Consider the following 18,649-nt stretch of genomic DNA (forward strand, 5'->3'; position numbering starts at 1 on the left):
CACTATGAGTTGTGCTTGAAGATGAATACTTGCGATGAACTAGACGGACTTTCAAACCCCATCTAAAGTTTAAGAACAAAAGGCAGATAACATCATTTAGGAGAGAGGATGAACGTAATCAAATATGTGCGTACAATACTACCTATATGGTTAGTCACTGTATTTGTATCCTCACCCGCTTATCCAAGTAGCCTTGAGACATTGACTTATTATACAGAGGCATACCCGCCTTTTAATTTTATCGAGCAAGACCAAGTCACTGGAATTTCGGTTGATTTACTTCAAGAAGCCGCTACATTCTCAGGGCATGAGGTGTTATTGAGCCAAATCGTATTGCAACCGTGGGCGCGTTCTTACCGTTCTGCCATCTTGAAAAAAGACGGGGTACTTTTCTCAACAACAAGGACGTCACATAGAGAAGAGTTATTTCATTGGGTAGGTCCAATTGATGAGATTAAAGTGGCGGTAATTGCTCGTAAAGGTAGTAATATCAAACTTGGAGAGCCTTTAGAAATTACCTCTTATAAAATTGGGGTAATAAAAGACGATGTCGGTGAACAGATGCTATTGCAGTATGGTGTCCCAAGAGATTCCATGCAAGAAGCGACCGATGTCACTATGCTTGCAGAGCAGTTAGTGAAAAAACGTATTGATTTGATCGCTTACGATGAGCGCTCAGCTCATTGGTGGATAAAGCAAGCAGGGTATGTACCCGATCAATTTGAAACGATTTATGTGTTAAAGCAGGGATTACTTTACTATGCTTTTAACAAAAATGTAGACCAAGCCCTACTAGACGATTTACAAATGGGTATTGATAAAGTAAAGAACACAGTTAATGAAGACGGTGTTAATCGATATCAAGCCATATTAAACAAATACCAATAACCATTCTGAAGATTAGTGACCAGTATGAGCAACCCAAGTAGTACAATTTTGACAGAGAGTGGTACCAACGAACTTGAGATTATCGAGTTTCATTTAGAAAAGGTACTGCCAGATGGACGCACGAAAACCTGCTATTACGGCATTAACGTTGCGAAAGTTAGGGAAGTGATACAAGTTCCTGATACCACTGATTATCCTAATGCTCAGCCGCATATGATCGGTGTGTTTTCATCACGTGATGTACTGACGCCGTTAGTTGATCTTGCCGGTTGGCTTGGTGTACCTACTAATCCAAGCCTTGAGCGAAAGTTTGTTATCGTGACTGATTTTAACCGCATGACCAATGGTTTTTTGATTGATAGCATCAGTCGTATTCACCGTATTTCTTGGAACGATGTAGAATCGCCAAGCCAGTTCTTAGAAGCGGGTGAGCAAGATTGCGTGGTGGCTGTTGTGCGCAAAGATGGCAACCTGATCATGATTTTGGATTTTGAGAAAATCATCGCTGACATCAACCCTGAATTGAGTATGGAAAAATACGATGTCACGGTAGATAGAACCGTTGATCTTAACCAAAAAATGGTCAGTAAACGTAATGCGAAAACCATTATGGTGGTCGATGACTCAGCCTTCATTCGTAGTTTGATTCAAGATACATTAAGTTCTGCCGGCTATAACATTATCGCGTGTAAAGACGGCGGTGAAGCCTATGAGAAATTAATGGAAATTGAACAAGCTGCTAAGTCTGAAAACGTACCTGTGGCAGAATTAGTCAACGCGATTGTGACTGATGTAGAAATGCCTCGCATGGACGGTATGCACTTATTGAAGCGTTTGCGTGAGGGTGAAACCTATAAAACAACGCCTATTGTGATGTTCTCCTCCATTATGAGTGATGATAACCGAGGAAAAGCACTGGCACTCGGTGCTAATGATACCTTAACTAAGCCAGAAATAGGTAAGATGGTCACGACTATGGATAAGTATGTGTTTGCTTGATGTTAGAGTAGCCTATTTTTAGTCAGCAAAAAAGAGCCTCATCTAAGGCTCTTTTTATTTATCACCAGCACATCTTTATTTGAAATCGAATGCCACTGCCCATAAACCAATCAAAGGGGCTATAGTTTAAATAAGAAAATATTTTGGAGGTAGGCACTATGAAGCGAACAAGTAATATGCGAGTGACTATGCTGATTTTCTTGGGTTCTATTGCGTTACACACCCAAGCATTTGCATCAGAAATGTCGTTAACCTTACATTTGCCAACACTACAAAATAATACTCATGTTTATTATCATGAGTTATTGCAAAAATCGCTTGAGGAGCAGGGGGTTGAGGTTAATATTATTATTACATCGGACCATGTACCTCAAAAACGAATTAGTAAAATGGTTGAAAACAATCAATTATCATTGATGTGGTTTTTACAAACTCAAGAACGAGATGAGCGGTATGCGGGCATAAATATCCCATTGACCAAAGGACTGATTGGTAAACGTATTTTGTTGATTCCACCTCAATTACAACCCACATTTGATACTATTCATTCGCTCAGTGATTTACAAAAGGCGGGGTTAACCGCTGGATTAGGCGTTAATTGGTACGATGTTGAGGTCTGGCGTAATAATGACCTAAAAGTGTACCAACAAGATGGTGACTGGCGAAATCTCTATCAAAAATTATCTGCAGAAGGGCCGATTCACTATTTTCCAAGAGGCATGAATGAAGTTTCCGATGAAGCCAAGTCACTTCCTTATCTGGCCATTGAACAGCGCTTGATATTGCAATATCAAAGCGATTTCATTTTTTATCTTAGCCAAGAAACAAAGCGATATCAGCCGATCATTGAGCGTGCCCTACGCAAAGCTCAAACTGGTGATTTAATGGACAAATTGATTGAAAAACATTGGGGTAGCAGTTTAGAGGCACTGCACCCTGAAAGTCGTACCATCATTCATTTAGATATCCCTTGATAAGCTATTTTTAGGTTCAAGGCTTGGTTATCTTTCTAGGCCAGGCCTCAGCTATGGGACTAAGATCAAACTCTATTAGATTGGTCAAAATGTAATATTCTTTCACACTTTATCATTCCTCATTCTACGCTTTGTCTTTCCGATCACGTTTTTATCTTGCTCTCGCTATTTTCCTTTCATCTCATTTGCCCTGAGCGTGAGTGAACTCTGTATTTTTCTTCTCCTCCCTCGGTTCTACGCCCTAAGAGCAAAATTGCAAGGGGGAGGTGATTGGTGGTGTCAAAATTATAACGTTAGCTTAGGTAGATATAGGCATATAGCTGCTTAACCACTTAACTACTGATTTACCGGTTTTCTGCCAGCAGTTAGAGCAGGACAGGCACTAACGTTATAAAACGGATTACAACAATGAAAACAAACCTAACGAGAATGACTTTAGCGTTTGCTTCAATTGGTATGCTAGCGGGTTGTAATGACTCGTTAGACGTTCAAGTCATGGATGGGTACTTAACCAATGCCCAAGTTTGGCTAGATGTGAACGGCAATCGTCAATTTGAACAAAACGAACCTCAAGCGTATACCGACCAAAAAGGTATCGCAAAAATTAACGTGGCGGGGCTGCGTGGTGACGTAAAAAATTATTATCTGATGGCTTCTGTCATCAAGGGAAAAACCGTTGACCAAGATATTCCCACCGTCAAAGCGGCGCGCAATTATTTAATGATGGCGCCAGCAAATTATCCGGTGATCAGCCCTTTTACGACTTACCTCAGCGTGCAGATGCAAAATGGTAAGCGAGAGAGTAAAGCACTGGCTGAGCTGAAAAAGGCGCTGCGTATTCCAACTCTGGATATCAAAGCGGATTATGTCGATAACCACATCTTGGTTGCTCAATCTGCTAAAGCGCTAGCGCAACTGCTACCTGCTACTATCGATGACTCCAGCTTGCCTGAATTGGCCAATACCTTGAAAAAAGCCAGTAAGCTGTTTGGCGATGAGATCAAAAAAGCGCAGCGAGAAAAGAGCGATATTCGCGATAAAACACTGATGCTTGAACATGGTGAGCCTGTTATTGGCTTTGATAGCGATAGAGATGGCGTAGCCGATTTGATTGACCACTTTCCTTACGACATCCAAGAGAGTATTGACTCCGATAATGATGGCATTGGCGATCACGCAGACCTAGACGATGACAATGATGGCTGGCCTGATGAAACTGAATGGCGATTAGGGACAGATCCTTATGACGCCTTAAGCTTTGCTGCCGATCTCGATGGCGATGGCATTGCGGATGTCGAAGATGATGATATTGATGGTGATGGGTGGAGCAACGCCGATGAAGCGCGTTTAGGAACGGACGCCCATGATGTTTCAAGCGTTCCTGCTGACCTTGATAGTGACGGTATTGCCGATAGCGAAGATGACGATATTGATGGTGACGGCGTGAGCAACGCGCAGGATGTATTCCCACGAGATCGCTTAGAAAGCCTTGATACCAATAACGATGGGCTAGGGGATTTTGCCTCAAGCGACGATGACGGTGATGGCATCCCCGACAGCATTGATCCACAACCGAAACAGGCGGATAACTCGACAACCGAGCCGACCCCAACTTATCAAGAAGCGATCATTTACTACCTGCGTGATGACAATAATTATGACGGCTGGGGACTACACCTTTGGAACAACGGTAGCTGTGATTCTGTTTCTGAATCTGCGCTTAATGGTGTGGATTGGGGAAATCCTTACTTAGCCTCAGAAATCGACCCGATTTATGGGGCGATATATCGCATTCCACTTAAAGCAGAACATGGCAACTGCATGAACTTTATTGTGCACAGTGGCAATGATAAAGCGCTGGGCGGCGATGATTTAGTGCTGGATTTTGTCAAAGGCAATACGCTTTATACGCGCCACGGTAGTGCGGTGTTGAACTACTCTCCGAATGAGCAAATTCAAGTTGCCATTGAGGGCGCAGCTGCACATTGGCTTGCGGTAAATCAACTGGCGTGGTTCGATCACAGCGAAGCGGTAAGCTATGAGCTTTGGAGCCGCGCGCAAGGCAATGGTGATATCGCCCATCCTGAACAATTCATCCATTATCCATTAGCCTTGTCAGGCGTGACCAATAATGCGCATTTCCCACATTTAGCGGCTCGAACAGCCTTCACATTGGATGTGAGCAATGAACAAGCTAAAGCGCTGTTGAAAACTCAGCTACTGACAGTGGCGAGAGATGCTGAAGGCAAAGTACTGGTTGCAACAAAAGTGCAGATCCCAGGAATAGTCGATAATCTTTACACGGTGGGCAGCGATGATGCCGATGAAGCGAAACTTGGCGCTTGGATAGACGGTGATAGCGCGCATTTTGCGCTATGGGCTCCGACCGCGCAGCAAGTGGAGCTGTATCTGTATGATCAAGATAAAACCCTTCGCAGTACCTCACCGCAGATGATGGTTGAAGATCCAAACACCGGAGTTTGGCACTATCAAGGTGAGCGCTCGCTGAAAAACAGTTTCTATCGTTACCGTGTGCACGCCTACCATCCTAAAACGGCGCAACTTGAATGGATGATGACGACTGATCCGTATTCGCAATCACTCAGCACATCCAGCCTTTATTCTCAATTGGTAGACTTAACCGCAGCAGAGTCAAAACCGGACGGTTGGGATGCTCAAATTATTCCTGAACTGAGTCATCCTGAAGATAACATTCTTTATGAAGTACACATTCGTGACTTCAGCAACAGTGATAGCAAAGGAACAGCGGAATACAACGGTAAGTACCTCGCCTTCTTGGAAGAAGAACGTGACAGTGTTACGCACCTGAAAAGTTTAAAACAAGCGGGTTTAACCACCATTCACTTACTGCCAAGCTATGATTTAGCGTCGATTCCGGAAGATGAGCAAAAGCGGGTCGATCTTAATGATACGGTCGCAAAACTGTGTGGTATTAACCCGCAAGCGTCGCTCTGTTCTGATGGCACGTCGATGAGCGCGACCATACTTTCTCTGTTGGAAAAAACCGACCCGAATACACCGCAAGCACAAGCATTATTGGCGGATGTGCGGCCGCTTGACAGCTTCAACTGGGGTTATGATCCATTCCATTACAGCGCGCCAGAAGGCAGTTATGCAGTGCAAAGTGATGGTGTGTCACGGGTGAAAGAGTACCGCCAAATGGTGCAAAAACTGCATCAGCTTGGTTTTCGAGTCGTGCAAGATGTGGTCTACAACCATACCTACTCGTCAGGTTTGTATGACAAATCAGTACTGGATAAAACCGTGCCCGGTTATTACCACCGCTTGAACCCCATCACAGGTGCGGTTGAAAATTCTAGCTGCTGTGACAATACCGCTTCAGAAAACCGTATGTTCGAGAAACTGGTGGCCGATAGCGTCACGATGTGGGCGCAAGATTACAAAATCGACGGTTTCCGTTTCGATCTGATGGGACACTTGATGAAATCAAGCATGCTCAAGATTTATGAGGCGGCGAAAACGGTTGATCCTGACACTTGGTTCTATGGTGAAGGCTGGAACTTTGGTGAAGTCGCCAACGGTGCCAGAGGTGAAAATGCCACGCAATGGCCAATGGCTGGAACGGGAATAGGGACTTATAACGATCGCTTACGTGACGGTGTGCGTGGCGGTGGTCCATTTGATAGCGGTGAGGCGTTATTAACCACTCCGGGTTTTGCTAATGCAGGTGATCGATTTAGTGATGAGCTGAAATCGAAAATGGACTTAATTCGCTATGGCATGGCTGGCAATTTACAAGCCTATCCATTGCAAACCGCCAGCGGCATGACAGTGCTTGGCCGTGATTTCCAATACGGTGGTCAAGGCGCGGCCTATACACTTGACCCACAAGAGTCGATTAACTACGTCTCTAAACACGACAATCAAACCCTGTGGGATTTCAACCAATATAAAGCAAAAGCAGAAACCAGCTCAGAGGATAGAGCGCGCATGCAGATCATTGGCCTTGCGCCAGTAATGCTTGGGCAAGGTGTTCCTTTTTTCCATATGGGGTCAGAACTACTTCGCTCAAAATCGATGGCGCGCGACAGTTACGACAGTGGTGATTGGTACAACCGTGTTGACTTTAGCAAGCAGACCAACAACTGGAATGTCGGCTTGCCAAGAGCAGATAAAGATCAGGCCAACTGGAGTGCGATTCAAAGTGTGATAGCCAACCCCAATACGGTGGCTTCCGCGCAAGATATTGTATGGACAGATAATGCCTTCAAAGCTTTGCTGGCGATTCGTGCGCAAACACCGTTGCTCAAGCTCATCTCTGAGCAAGAAGTGTTAAATCGTGTTCGTTTCCATAATACGGGGCCAAATGCGCAGCCTGGCATGATAGTGATGTCGGTTAATGATGGTGTTTCAGCTGGAACGGATCTTGACCCTAATGTTGAGGTCATCGTTGTCGCCATCAACGCCAATAGCGTTGAGCAAAGTGTGGTTATTCCGAACGCGCAGCGCTTTGAATTACATCCTGTTTTACGCACAGCACAAGATGTGCGCGTCAAAGAGAGCCAGTTTCACAATGGTCGTTTTACCGTTCCAGCCTTAACGGCGGCAGTGTTTGTGATGCCACAACAGGGTGAGCAGGGTGCTGGCTTAAGCATTGATGCGCCACCAATTGATGTGGCACCTTATGGTTCAACCACGGTGTACGTGCGTGGTTCGATGAACGGTTGGGGAGTTTCAAATCCATTATCCTATCAGCAAAATGGTCTCTACACGTTTGAAGGTTATCTGACTCCCGGAGTGTATGAATTCAAAATTGCTTCTGAAGATTGGAGCACACTAAACCTGGGTTTTGGTGGCTTTAGTATCGCTAGCGGTTCCGCGACATTGGAAAATGCAGGAAATGGCAATATCAAGCTTACCGTAACAGAGCAAGGAGTTTGGAAGTTTACACTGGATGCATCTAACCCATCGCAACGGGTGGTTGGCGTTGTGGATACGGGTGTTGACTACGCGTGTTATCAAGACAATAACCCCGCTTGTGATTTGCGAATTTATCAAGTGATGGTGGAATCCTTTGTTGATGGAGATTCAAACGCTGATTACGGTGTTGGTTACGGCAACTCGCATCACAGTGGTGATTTGCAAGGCATCATCAATAGCTTGGATTACATTGCTAGCTTGAACGTTAATGCGTTGTGGTTAACGCCAGTATTTGATTCCTGCGCGGGTCAAAATGGCGATGATAAGCTTGACGCTACTGGCTATTTTGCGTGTGATTATTTCAACGTAGATCCTAACTTTGGCAGCAACGCTAAGCTAAAAGAGCTGATTGATAGTGCGCATGACAAAGGGCTGTACGTGTTATTGGATGGCGTATTTGGTCACACAAGCTCTGTTGGCGTGAAAGCGTCACCGAGCGGCAAGTTGCCTCAGCTTCATGACGGGGAAAGTGGTTATCCGGGCAAGTTGGTCACTTATCCTAGCCAAGCGAGTGAGGCATTTTTCACTGAAGTTGCCAGCTACTGGATCCGTGAGTTTGGCATTGATGGCTGGCGTTTAGACCAAGCGTATCAAGTCCCGCTTGAGAGTTGGCGTTCGTTGCGCGCGGCGGTTGAACAAGCATCGCAAGATAACCTCAATGCAGGGAAATCATGGGGTACATTAGGCTATATGGTCGGTGAAGTGTGGCAAGGGGCTGATGACATTACCCTAACTGCGTATGGCAGTGATGCAAACCCAGCGCTCTCCTCAGCCTTCAACTTTCCTTTACGCTATGGTGTGATGCAAGCATTAGCAGTGGAAGAATCTGGCGCAAGCGGCAATGCTCTGAGTCTAGAAGCCAGTTGGAATAACCGAGCGAAATCGCCTTATCACGCCATGCCAAATCTAATGTTAGGCAACCATGATTTGGTTCGTTTTGGTGACCTGATCCAACGAGGTAATTTAGGCGATTATTATGCGCGACATCTTGCCGCGTTCAGTTTTCTTGCTGCTTATTCTGGGCCAATCACGCTTTACTATGGTGAAGAGATTGGGGATGAAGTCGAAAACTTTGCAGCGCAAGTGACACAAAATTGTGCTGCCGTTGGTTTGTGTGATGATCACGTTGCTCGTTCTAGTGGCAAAGTAGATGGTTCAAGCTTATCACCACAACAGCAAGCGCTGAAAAACAGCGTCAGTCAATTAATGCTACTGCGCAGCCAATACCCGTCCCTGGCTAAAGGGGAGCGGCGTAATGTGTGGATTGACGAGAGTTTGTACGCGGATCTCAAAGTGTACGGTGATGAGCAGATCCTCTATGTGCTGAACACCAGCACTGCGGAGCGGAGATTATCTCTTGATATGGGAAGCGTAAAAGCTGCGACTCAATTGAAGGATTTAATGACTGATGAGACGATCGCCACGCAAATCGGCACAACGACAATCATCGTTCCGGCTTTAACTGGTCGCTTACTTCGACTGGATTAATCGTTAAAGCAATAAAAGCTCGCTGCGGCGAGCTTTTTCCTTCTCTACTTTTTCCTACTAAGACTCTCATTAATGAGCCTCTCGTTTGGTCATTGTCCATTGACAGAAAACACAAGTTGCGACATTTCACTCATTGGCGTAGCTTATCAACCTGAATGACACTCTGGTACACATTCTAGATTCAGCTTACAAGAGAGCCTGCTGCCATGTGGATTAGGTCACCCTCTTCAACAAATCCATAGTAATAAACTGGCCTTTGGGCGGTACTTCGTTTATTAATTAGCGAGTTAGCTAATTACTTCAAAATGGTTTTTATCGTATGACCAACATTTTTATCATTGTTGCACTGCTGGTGCTGTTTTTTGTCTTTATCCAAAAGTACGTGATCAAACACGACGATACCAAAGACTACGCTTATAAGAAGAAAGGGGCGTTACTCAATATGTCGGAAGGCGCCTTTCATAACGCGCTGAAATCTGCAGTAGGGGAACACGGTGTGGTGTTGGCTAAAGTTTCAATGGCCAACGTGGTTACCCCAGCGGCGAACTTGAATAAAAAGCAGTGGTTTATCGCCAATAACCGAATCGCCAAAAACTATTTTGATTTTGTGGTGTGCGATGCAAGAACCTTAGAGCCGCGAGTGATCATCGAGTTGGATAATGGAAAAGAACTGCATAAAGGCAAGGTTGAGCGTGAAAAACTGCTGATGCATGTGTGTAAGTCTGCCAACATTCCATTGATTGGTGCGAACATCAAACACAGCTACCAAGTGAGCAAACTTAGAAGGTTACTGGCTGCACATATCGATTTGATTGAAACCGATAAAGAAGTGCGTTTTTGCAAAAAATGCGGTAGCCCAATGGTGATAAAAATTGCCAGCCAAGGCGACTTCAAAGGCCGACGATTCTTCACTTGTAGCCGTCAACCGCAGTGTACCTATACCGAAAATTATAATGTGGTGTATGAATTAGGAGAGGATCAAGAACTCTAAGAAGCCCAAAGTGTCGCATCATTTTTGCTGTCATTGATTTGGCAAATGCGAACTTGATTACGTCCATTCTTCTTTGCATTATAAAGCTCTACATCAGCTAATTTCAGTAGCATATCCAACTTGTCACCTTCACGGTACTCACAAATACCGACACTTAAAGTCAACTGGATTTGTTTAGAGTCATAAGCGTACAAATGTTGGTCAATCACCTCGCGTAATTTTTCTCCCACATGTTCAGCTTGTGCGATGCTGTGATCAAATAAAGTCACACAAAACTCCTCGCCACCAATACGGTAGAGGTTATCGTCGCCCACAATTTGAGACATCACTTGTACCGTATCGATTAGAACCTTGTCACCGGCATCATGCCCATAGGTGTCATTCACTTGCTTAAAATAATCAAGGTCAATCACTAAAAGGCACAATGTCATATCCCCCCTATTTTGCACAAAGTGAGCGAAGGCATGAGTAAGTGCTAAACGATTGTGAGAACCTGTCAGCGCATCACGGGAAGCGAGATAGCGCAGTGAGTTTTCAGTTTTTTTACGGCTAGATTCAAAAATATGAGCCACTGTCCAAATTCCGCAATAGCAAAGAAGCAGATTGATCATCAACGGAATTGGATCATAAGCTTCATTCCATGAAGCTTGATAATAAATATTGAATAGCTGAGGAATTAACGCAATGCTCGTTGCGAGGCGGCCATGCTTAACTCCCATTAATAGATAGAAAAGTACTGGAAAAAAAGTTGTCCATAAAAATAGACCATTATCTAAAGGCTGGATAAAAGTCCCTGCGCTGATAATAAAGATCAGAAAATAAACGTAGACACGAATGTGAGTAGCTGAATATGTTTGCTGTTTTGCAATGAAGTAAACGTAAGAGGAGTAGCACATGAAGATAAATTCTAATGCTGCTAGACCGTAGCTTTGCGTGTAAAAAACGTTAAATAGGACCAAGAAAAATGCAATAGCGGTCAGCAGTAAGCTTAACCCACAAAGTACAGTGGTTCTCAAATAGTGAGAGTGGTTGAATAATCGTGCATCCATGTTAAGTAACCGCATTGCATATCGAAGGTATTGATAAAGATTATAGTACGAGATAATCGTTCCGAATCAATGGATAATTTCACATAACTTATACAATGAAATAAATGCGACATCTTACAGCTATTGTTGTTCAGTTTATTGTGCTTAAATCCTGAGTTATGAATAAAAAACAGACAAGCTGGTTATAGATAAGCCAACTGGCTCAAAAACAAAGAAAATAGACTTGCACACAGCAAAAACAGCCGTTAATATCCACACCGTTCTGAAGATATGCGTCCGTAGCTCAGTTGGTTAGAGCACCACCTTGACATGGTGGGGGTCGGTGATTCGAGTTCACTCGGACGCACCATTTCAGTGAAACTGGAACATAATCAAGAATAAAATTTTGGGTCTTTAGCTCAGTTGGTTAGAGCGTCTGGTCGACATCCAGAAGGTCGTTGGTTCGAATCCAATAAGACCCACCAAATTCAAACAAAGCCCGCCATGTGCGGGCTTTGTTATATCTACAGCATACAAAGTAGTATTATACCGATCTATAAGATTAACTGGTCCGTTCAATCCAATCTCTTGAGCACATTATCATTACTCTATCAGTACTTGCCAAACAGTAATTCCACGCACGGCTTATGGTGTGTGATGGGCAATAAGAAGTCAGCAGGATGGGGAAGGCCGTGAGGCCTCCTCCTACTCGATTATGCCCCACAATTGGTGTTACCACTTAAATTGACTCAGAACTTGGTAAGCAAGTGTCACATCGTCTGGGATCGGTTGCTCAATCTGAAATCCTTGTGCTGGGTAGTCGCGGACTCGCACAAAATCGTCTAACAGCGCACTCAGTACAACATCAACGGTGAAATCCTCATCAAGATAATCGAAAAATGTCTCTCCGCTAGAGGTCACCATTAATGACTCAAATGGGGCGGGCCACTGCTTAACAAATGTGGCGTAGGCACGACGTTCCATGAAGGGTTTTTGAACCACAATAATACGTTGCGCAGTGATCGATTTTTCTGCCAATAGATGGTGACTAAATCGTACATTTTCTCCAGAGTGAGTCGCCTCTTTTTCCAGTAAAATCGCGTGGGTTGGTACGCCACAATCTTTGGCTATGTCAGCAAAGGTTTCTGCTTCGCTTTTAGCAAATTTACCCTCAGTAAAACGCCCTTGTCCGCCAGAGAAAAGAAGGTAGGGGGCCAAATTTTGTTGGTACAAATGTGCAGCATACTCAGCCACGCGCAAATCATTGCTGCAAAACACCATAATGATATCGGCTGCGACGAGATCATGCTTCATCTGCATGTACTGCCACAAGGTTTCAATGTGTTGGTAGAGATGTTTACTCATTCAGTGCCAGTGCCTCTAACGTGTGTGAATAATGAAATTGATAGCCCAATTGGATCAGCTTGTCGCTTAAGATACGCTTGTCTGCAATATCGACAATTGGCGGTAATGGTGAGTCTAGCTCGGCGGCCGCCAACGCGGCTTGATAAAACTCAGCTTTACTCACGGTTTGTGGTGTGGTGGCGTTGACGACCTGTTTGGAGAGTTTCTCGCTGGCAAAAATCAGTGCACTAATGGCGTCTTTTTGATGCAACATATTAGCTGGTGCAAGCCGGCTGACTTGCGCCAAACGCGCTGCAAATCGTGAGGGATGACGCTTTGGTCCGATCAAGCCACTACAGCGTACAATGACATAATCCAGCCCTGAATCGATAACGTGTTGCTCGGCTTGCAACATAATTCGTGCTCCTTCACTGAAGTTTGAGTCACTTTGCGCCAGTGACAAGGAGGCATCATGTTCACTCATTGGTTGTGCAATGTCAGGATAGACGCTGGTTGAGCTGACCATGATGATTTTACGCACATTAGCCAGCTTTGCTTGCGCGACTAAATACTGCCACTGCTGCGCATACTCTTGTCCTCTTCCCTTGCGAAAACCGGGTGGAAAGCTGCCTATCACAATCTCACTTTTTTGAGCAATAAAGTGCTGCGATAAGCTTTGGTCGCGCAGAGAAAGATCGCATACAAAGCCTGTGATGCCATGTTGCGTTAACTCAAGCATTCCTGCCGTTTGGGTGCGGCTGGCGTAGACTTGGTGGTTTTCGGTAAGAGCTTGCGCTAGAGGAAGGCCTAGCCAACCTGCGCCAATGAGGGTAATGGTGCTCATAAAATCTACATCCTGTATTGATTGTATGCCGATCAGGCATCGGTGAGTGGGCTAAGCTGGCGCAACAACTGCCTGACCATTTTATGGATAGGATCGGCGCTCATGCGCTGGTGCTGAATGACATCAATGTTGGTATACCAAGCCAGCTGTTCAAACTCAACAGGGACACGCACTAATTTCCCCATCGCTTGTTCACTTTCGGCTAAATAGCTTGGCAGCAAACACCATCCTAAACCGCTTAACGCCATCTCTAATAATAGATAGTAGTTATCGGCGTACCATATCTCGGGGCTAAAGGCTTGATGGAAACTGCTGGTTTTATGGCTGCGTGAGCGGATAACGAGTTGGCGATGCAATCTTAGCATATCGATATGGGGCGCTTGATGCTGAGCCAATTCATGCTCTGCGGCCACATAAACATCAAAACGGATTGAACCGACATTTTCAAAATCAAGGTTATTCGGTAAGGCCAATTCACTGAAGATGATCCCACAGCTAGCGCGACCTTGTTCCACCATCTCAATCACATCGGTACTTGATGCACTTAAACATTCAATTTCAATGTGTGGAAACTGTGTGGCTAACTGTTTGAATAAATGGGTTAACCCTTGTAACGGGATCCCTTCATCCATCGCGAGCGAAAGCTGTTGATTGGGTGATGAAGCAAGCAGTTGTGCTTGTTGCGCTAAGCGTTGATGTTGCTGCAACGTCGCTTGCGCATACGGTAGAAGTCGCTCGCCTTGCGCGGTTAATCGTGGATAACGGCCGGAGCGATCAAACAGTTCTACACCGCAATCAATTTCTAAATTGATGATGTGTTGGCTAACGGCCGATTGAACTTTGCCCAACTGTCTTGCCGCGCCGGAGAAAGATCCACTCTCAACGGTTGCGGTGAAGGCTTGCAACTGATCAATACTCAACATATCTCATTTACCGATACTATCTAACTTTTTAGTATCTTCAATATAGATGAAAATGAGTCCATTCAACACCTCAGACGAAGAATAAAGAGGAGAAAAATGATGTCAATGAGAGAGTTGTCGATGAAAGAGCGCCTTTTCCATGCAATAACGTTTGAAGTGACCGCATTAGCGTTAATTATTCCAATCTCCGCATTGGTGACAGGGCAGGGAACGGGGGATTTAGCCATGATAGGTATTGGTTTGAGCCTATTTGCCGTAGCGTGGAACTATCTATACAACGTTTTGTTCGACCGAGTGTTTGGTACCAACCGATTAGCGCGTACGGTTAGCTTACGCTTGTTACACACGACCGGTTTTGAAGGTGGGCTCGTCTTTATTTCTATTCCGGTGATCGCTTGGGTTTTAGACGTATCGATGTGGGATGCATTGATTTTGGAAGCTGGGTTTCTGACCTTTTTCTTTATCTACACCACACTGTTTAACTGGGTATATGATCGAATTCAGCCCTATCAACGTTGGATTGAGCGAATGGCCAAATAAAGAAGGGCGGTTTTTTAAGGGGACAAGGCAGCCAGTAGAGTCACGGCTGCCTTTGCAGGCTAGATTAAGAGTTCAAAACGCGCAGCACGCGCTCTGCATGCTCGGCCACTTCGATACCTTCATCCGTCAAATAGCCACCATCAGGTAATGTACACAGACCTTTTTCGTAAAGACGTTGAACGGCGGATTGCATGTCGTCAGACGCATCATTACGGACTTTAATGCCAGTCGCAGCGCTGCTTAAATCAAATTGGAGGAGTAGATTGAGCTCGGCGATATTTTGTTGAGTAAATTTCATCTCGACACCTATATAGTGAATGATTTTTTGTCACCATAGATGGCAGCGCTGTTGGCTGCAATCAGTTGTTGTAAGAAATGTTATCTGCAACCAAATTGGGGATATTTCACACAGTTATACCCTTCCTACTTGAAGCTGCAGCGGTGTTGGCTACGTTCGTTCACCCCAATCACATAGTTTGCCTATGCTCATGGGGACTCACTCACTTGCCGCCTACCTGCAACTCCAAGTTGTTTGGGTATATATTCATCATTGGTTTGCAAGGGAGTAGCTATCCATAGACGGTAGGTATGGGCTATCAATAAATTTTTATGATTTTCATCACGCTAAACACATTTTTTGTAAACTAAACACATTTTTTATAAACATAGAAAATAGCTCTTGAATTGTCATCGGAATGGGGCGATTATCCGCGCCTTCTATCACTTGTTTCAAAATGTTACTTGCCATGAACTTAAACCAATTTGATTCCCTATTGCCACCGCAAATGGCAGAGCGCGCCGCTGAAACGGGGGTTGGAAAAGCAACGAAAGATCCGATGAAGTCTTTCCTTCTTGCCATTTCTGCTGGCATTCATATCGGTATTGCTTTCGTTTTTTACACTACAGTGACGACAGGCACGGGCGATATGGCTTGGGGTCTGAGTCGTTTTATCGGCGGCTTTGCGTTTAGCTTAGGTCTTATTCTGGTGGTGGTCACCGGTGGTGAGTTATTCACTAGTTCAGTGCTAACGTTGGTTGCACGTGCGAGTGGCAAAATTTCTTGGAGCATGCTGATTAAAAACTGGGTCATCGTCTATTTTGGCAACCTTGCTGGTGCGCTGATGCTTGTCGCTTGTATGCTCGTTTCCAAACAATATATGTTTGATGGTGGACAAGTTGGCCTCAATGCGATGGCCATTTCTCAGCATAAGTTGCACCACGAGTTTATGCAGGCAGTAGCGCTTGGCATTATGTGTAACGTGTTGGTGTGCGTGGCGGTCTGGATGACTTTCAGTGGTCGCACCTTGACTGACAAAATTATGGTGATGATTTTACCTGTCGCCATGTTTGTCACCGCGGGTTTTGAGCACTGCATCGCTAATATGTTCCAAGTTCCGATGGCAATTGGGATCAAATATTTTGCACCCGCTGAGTTTTGGCAGATGACGGGTGCCAATATTGCCGACTACGCAGACCTTAACTTAATCGGTTTCTTGATGAATAACCTATTACCCGTGACGATTGGCAATATCATCGGTGGGGGTGTTTTTGTTGGCATTTGGTATTGGTTAATTTACCTTCGAGATGGATCTCACGAATAACTCCTTATTGAAGAGATGATTTTAGAAGCGGCTTTAAGGGCCGTTTTTTGTTGTCATCTCTAAACCATCGCCTTAGGTGGTGTTGACTGCTTCTGCTAGTGTTTGTTCACTATTTATACCTTTAAAACAGCTTATCCACATTTTCTGTGGATAAGCTGTTTTAAAGCCAGTGTGTAAGATGAATTCTATCAAGAAGTGCACAAAAACCCAGCATTGGCAGTGTATTATGCACTGAAGTGGGGCGAATATAACAGCGATTCCTGAGTGATGATCGTCATCTAACCATTCCTCATTTTATTAATAATATCGTTACATTTCGGTTGCCATTTGAGTGTTTAGCGGGAACAAATGCGCACTTCAATCCTATCTTGTAATTCATTTTGTTTGTTTTTTGTTTCTTTTTTAACGTTTGTGAAAAGAAATTAAGTTGACACAATCACTCATATTTCTATACATAAATTCTTAATCAAACACAACTCCGTGCGAGCTCAAAAAAGTAGTGGATTCCTTGCTACATAAGGTAAGAATCGATTGAACCCTATAAAGAGTATGGTCTAACATTTCGTATCAGAAATGGTAATAAGCTGAGCTCTGTCGTCGAGCTGCTCAAAATGACTGAAATACAAAACAGGCAAATGTATGAGTGATGTTAATAAAATAGAGAGTAATGAGAAACGTTCGCTTGAGTGGAAGTCTTTCCTCTTAATCACAGTGGTTCTCTTTCCGATCTTAAGTATCGCCTTTGTCGGCGGTTATGGATTTATTGTTTGGATGCTGCAAGTGTTCCTCTTTGGTCCTCCTGGTGCGCACGGTTAATTCCACGGTTCACCCGTAATCCTTTTGATCGAAAATTTAAGAGAGCGAATCATGAAATCATTGTTAGTCAAAATTTGGCGCACTATGACTCGTCCAGCCGTGCACATCAGCCTTGGTGTGCTCACGATGGGCGGTTTTATCGCCGGTGTGATTTTCTGGGGCGGTTTTAATACTGCACTGGAAGCCACCAACACCGAAGCATTCTGTATCAGCTGCCACACAATGCGCGACAACGTTTATGTTGAGCTGCAAGAAACCGTGCACTGGAAAAACCATTCGGGCGTACGTGCCACTTGCCCAGACTGCCACGTACCACACGAATGGACCGCTAAAATTGCGCGTAAGATGCAAGCCTCTAAGGAGGTATTTGCGCAAGTTTTTGGTGATTTAGGTACCCCTGAAAAATTCGAAGAGCGCCGTATTGAATTGGCCAAGCATGAGTGGGAGCGCTTTTCAGCCAACAACTCATTGGAATGTAAAAATTGCCACAATTACGATTCGATGGATTTCGAACAGATGTCGGCAACCGCGCGTATTCAGATGAAACAAGCCGCGGAAAAAGATCAAAGTTGCCTAGATTGCCATAAAGGGATCGCCCATAACCTGCCTAAAAATATGGAGAGTTCAGGCGGGCTGATTGGCGAGCTAGAGCAGTTGGCATCTAACACCGATTACTCGGTCGGCAAGCAAGTGGTGAGCGTTCGCTTCTTACCTATTTATGAAGATGCACAAGCCAAAGTCGAAGCAGGCCTTCTGAACCCAGCATCGGCAGTCACGGTATTGGATGAGAAAGGAGAGATGATTCAAATCGAAATTGATGGCTGGCGCAAAGCAAAAGGCTTTGGTCGTGTGATCCAAGAAGATTTTGGTATGAACATCGCTGTGGGCTCCTTGATGAAAGAAGCGGCACAAAATGATGCAATCGTCACGGTTGGTGAAAAGCGTGTCGATGATCTCACCGGTCTACCTTGGGAAAAAGTAAACGCGAAAGTGTGGATGAAAAAACAAGCCATGCTCGATAGCGTGGATCCAATTTGGCAAAAAGCGGGTGAGGCCTATAAAACGAACTGTTCTGTCTGCCATAGCCAACCAGATGAAGCGCATTTTGATGCGAATACTTGGCCGGGCATGTTTAACGGCATGATGGCATTCGTCAACTTCGACACAGACAGCGAAGCGTTAGTCTTGAAGTATCTACAAAAACACTCTTCAGATTTTGCTGAAGGTCACCATTAATCCACGTCAAACGGA

Annotated in this window: 14 protein-coding genes and 2 tRNA genes; 11 read left to right on the top strand and 5 right to left on the bottom strand. The window is 44.6% G+C overall.

All coding sequences use genetic code 11. The features are described 5' to 3' along the window. The first annotated feature begins 108 nt into the window (after positions 1–108). The 5 genes from CCZ37_RS05515 (at position 109) to CCZ37_RS05535 (ending at position 10,302) form a co-directional block, all read left to right on the top strand. Positions 109–888, top strand: coding sequence for a substrate-binding periplasmic protein (locus CCZ37_RS05515; RefSeq protein WP_094499964.1), 780 nt, complete (start codon positions 109–111; stop codon positions 886–888). Between the two features lie 24 nt (positions 889–912). Continuing rightward, positions 913–1,887, top strand: coding sequence for a chemotaxis protein CheV (locus CCZ37_RS05520; RefSeq protein ID WP_010318584.1), 975 nt, complete (start codon positions 913–915; stop codon positions 1,885–1,887). A gap of 158 nt (positions 1,888–2,045) precedes the next feature. Then, a complete protein-coding gene (locus CCZ37_RS05525) occupies positions 2,046–2,861 on the top strand; it encodes a hypothetical protein (RefSeq protein WP_094499966.1) in 816 nt (271 codons plus the stop codon). Between the two features lie 408 nt (positions 2,862–3,269). Continuing rightward, positions 3,270–9,311 (top strand): pullulanase-type alpha-1,6-glucosidase, encoded by a 6,042-nt coding sequence (pulA, locus tag CCZ37_RS05530; RefSeq protein ID WP_094499967.1) that lies wholly within the window; start codon positions 3,270–3,272, stop codon positions 9,309–9,311. Between the two features lie 319 nt (positions 9,312–9,630). Next, positions 9,631–10,302: a DUF2726 domain-containing protein gene (locus CCZ37_RS05535; protein WP_010318614.1), complete on the top strand. Its 672-nt coding sequence runs from the start codon at positions 9,631–9,633 to the stop codon at positions 10,300–10,302. On the opposite strand, the gene CCZ37_RS05540 is transcribed toward CCZ37_RS05535, so the two are convergent. Then, positions 10,299–11,351: a GGDEF domain-containing protein gene (locus CCZ37_RS05540; RefSeq protein WP_094499968.1), complete on the bottom strand. Its 1,053-nt coding sequence runs from the start codon at positions 11,349–11,351 to the stop codon at positions 10,299–10,301. The genes CCZ37_RS05535 and CCZ37_RS05540 overlap by 4 nt on opposite strands. Positions 11,352–11,623: 272 nt before the next feature. Between CCZ37_RS05540 and CCZ37_RS05545 the strand changes: the two genes are divergently transcribed. Then, a tRNA-Val gene (locus CCZ37_RS05545) sits at positions 11,624–11,700 on the top strand. Positions 11,701–11,738: 38 nt separating this feature from the next. Next, a tRNA-Val gene (locus CCZ37_RS05550) sits at positions 11,739–11,815 on the top strand. A 247-nt stretch (positions 11,816–12,062) separates the two neighbouring features. Here the strand turns inward: CCZ37_RS05550 and CCZ37_RS05555 are convergent. From CCZ37_RS05555 to CCZ37_RS05565, 3 genes are read right to left on the bottom strand one after another with little or no spacing between them, the layout of a single operon-like run. Beyond that, positions 12,063–12,695, bottom strand: coding sequence for a YdcF family protein (locus CCZ37_RS05555; RefSeq protein WP_094499969.1), 633 nt, complete (start codon positions 12,693–12,695; stop codon positions 12,063–12,065). Further along, the gene (locus tag CCZ37_RS05560; protein WP_094499970.1) at positions 12,688–13,518 is read right to left on the bottom strand and encodes an NAD(P)H-binding protein; all 831 of its coding nucleotides are present in this window, start codon (positions 13,516–13,518) and stop codon (positions 12,688–12,690) included. The genes CCZ37_RS05555 and CCZ37_RS05560 overlap by 8 nt, the downstream gene beginning before the upstream one ends. A 32-nt stretch (positions 13,519–13,550) precedes the next feature. Beyond that, positions 13,551–14,441: a LysR family transcriptional regulator gene (locus CCZ37_RS05565; protein ID WP_010318618.1), complete on the bottom strand. Its 891-nt coding sequence runs from the start codon at positions 14,439–14,441 to the stop codon at positions 13,551–13,553. A gap of 96 nt (positions 14,442–14,537) precedes the next feature. Between CCZ37_RS05565 and CCZ37_RS05570 the strand changes: the two genes are divergently transcribed. Beyond that, positions 14,538–14,981, top strand: coding sequence for a PACE efflux transporter (locus tag CCZ37_RS05570; RefSeq protein ID WP_033197397.1), 444 nt, complete (start codon positions 14,538–14,540; stop codon positions 14,979–14,981). A gap of 64 nt (positions 14,982–15,045) precedes the next feature. Here CCZ37_RS05570 and CCZ37_RS05575 read toward each other — a convergent pair whose 3' ends face one another. Beyond that, positions 15,046–15,279: a TIGR02647 family protein gene (locus CCZ37_RS05575; RefSeq protein ID WP_010318620.1), complete on the bottom strand. Its 234-nt coding sequence runs from the start codon at positions 15,277–15,279 to the stop codon at positions 15,046–15,048. Positions 15,280–15,727: 448 nt separating this feature from the next. Between CCZ37_RS05575 and focA the strand changes: the two genes are divergently transcribed. The 3 genes from focA (at position 15,728) to torC (ending at position 18,634) form a co-directional block, all read left to right on the top strand. Further along, positions 15,728–16,582, top strand: coding sequence for a formate transporter FocA (focA, locus tag CCZ37_RS05585; RefSeq protein ID WP_094499971.1), 855 nt, complete (start codon positions 15,728–15,730; stop codon positions 16,580–16,582). Positions 16,583–17,221: 639 nt separating this feature from the next. Beyond that, positions 17,222–17,398: a trimethylamine N-oxide reductase system protein TorE gene (gene torE / locus CCZ37_RS05590; RefSeq protein WP_010318622.1), complete on the top strand. Its 177-nt coding sequence runs from the start codon at positions 17,222–17,224 to the stop codon at positions 17,396–17,398. A gap of 51 nt (positions 17,399–17,449) precedes the next feature. Further along, positions 17,450–18,634 carry a pentaheme c-type cytochrome TorC gene (gene torC, locus CCZ37_RS05595; RefSeq protein ID WP_010318623.1) on the top strand — a complete coding sequence of 395 codons (1,185 nt, stop codon included), beginning with the start codon at positions 17,450–17,452 and terminating at the stop codon, positions 18,632–18,634. Positions 18,635–18,649: the final 15 nt, after the last annotated feature.

This window comes from Vibrio qinghaiensis (genome assembly GCF_002257545.1).
Taxonomy (GTDB): Bacteria; Pseudomonadota; Gammaproteobacteria; order Enterobacterales; family Vibrionaceae; genus Vibrio; species Vibrio ordalii.

Coding starts and splice junctions, on each gene's coding strand:
- CCZ37_RS05535 (WP_010318614.1), top strand. CDS start 9,631: ATGACCAACATTTTTATCATTGTTGCACTGCTGGTGCTGTTTTTTGTC.
- CCZ37_RS05555 (WP_094499969.1), bottom strand. CDS start 12,695: ATGAGTAAACATCTCTACCAACACATTGAAACCTTGTGGCAGTACATG.
- CCZ37_RS05540 (WP_094499968.1), bottom strand. CDS start 11,351: ATGGATGCACGATTATTCAACCACTCTCACTATTTGAGAACCACTGTA.
- CCZ37_RS05515 (WP_094499964.1), top strand. CDS start 109: ATGAACGTAATCAAATATGTGCGTACAATACTACCTATATGGTTAGTC.
- pulA (WP_094499967.1), top strand. CDS start 3,270: ATGAAAACAAACCTAACGAGAATGACTTTAGCGTTTGCTTCAATTGGT.
- torE (WP_010318622.1), top strand. CDS start 17,222: ATGAGTGATGTTAATAAAATAGAGAGTAATGAGAAACGTTCGCTTGAG.
- CCZ37_RS05520 (WP_010318584.1), top strand. CDS start 913: ATGAGCAACCCAAGTAGTACAATTTTGACAGAGAGTGGTACCAACGAA.
- CCZ37_RS05560 (WP_094499970.1), bottom strand. CDS start 13,518: ATGAGCACCATTACCCTCATTGGCGCAGGTTGGCTAGGCCTTCCTCTA.
- CCZ37_RS05570 (WP_033197397.1), top strand. CDS start 14,538: ATGATGTCAATGAGAGAGTTGTCGATGAAAGAGCGCCTTTTCCATGCA.
- torC (WP_010318623.1), top strand. CDS start 17,450: ATGAAATCATTGTTAGTCAAAATTTGGCGCACTATGACTCGTCCAGCC.
- CCZ37_RS05525 (WP_094499966.1), top strand. CDS start 2,046: ATGAAGCGAACAAGTAATATGCGAGTGACTATGCTGATTTTCTTGGGT.
- focA (WP_094499971.1), top strand. CDS start 15,728: ATGAACTTAAACCAATTTGATTCCCTATTGCCACCGCAAATGGCAGAG.
- CCZ37_RS05575 (WP_010318620.1), bottom strand. CDS start 15,279: ATGAAATTTACTCAACAAAATATCGCCGAGCTCAATCTACTCCTCCAA.
- CCZ37_RS05565 (WP_010318618.1), bottom strand. CDS start 14,441: ATGTTGAGTATTGATCAGTTGCAAGCCTTCACCGCAACCGTTGAGAGT.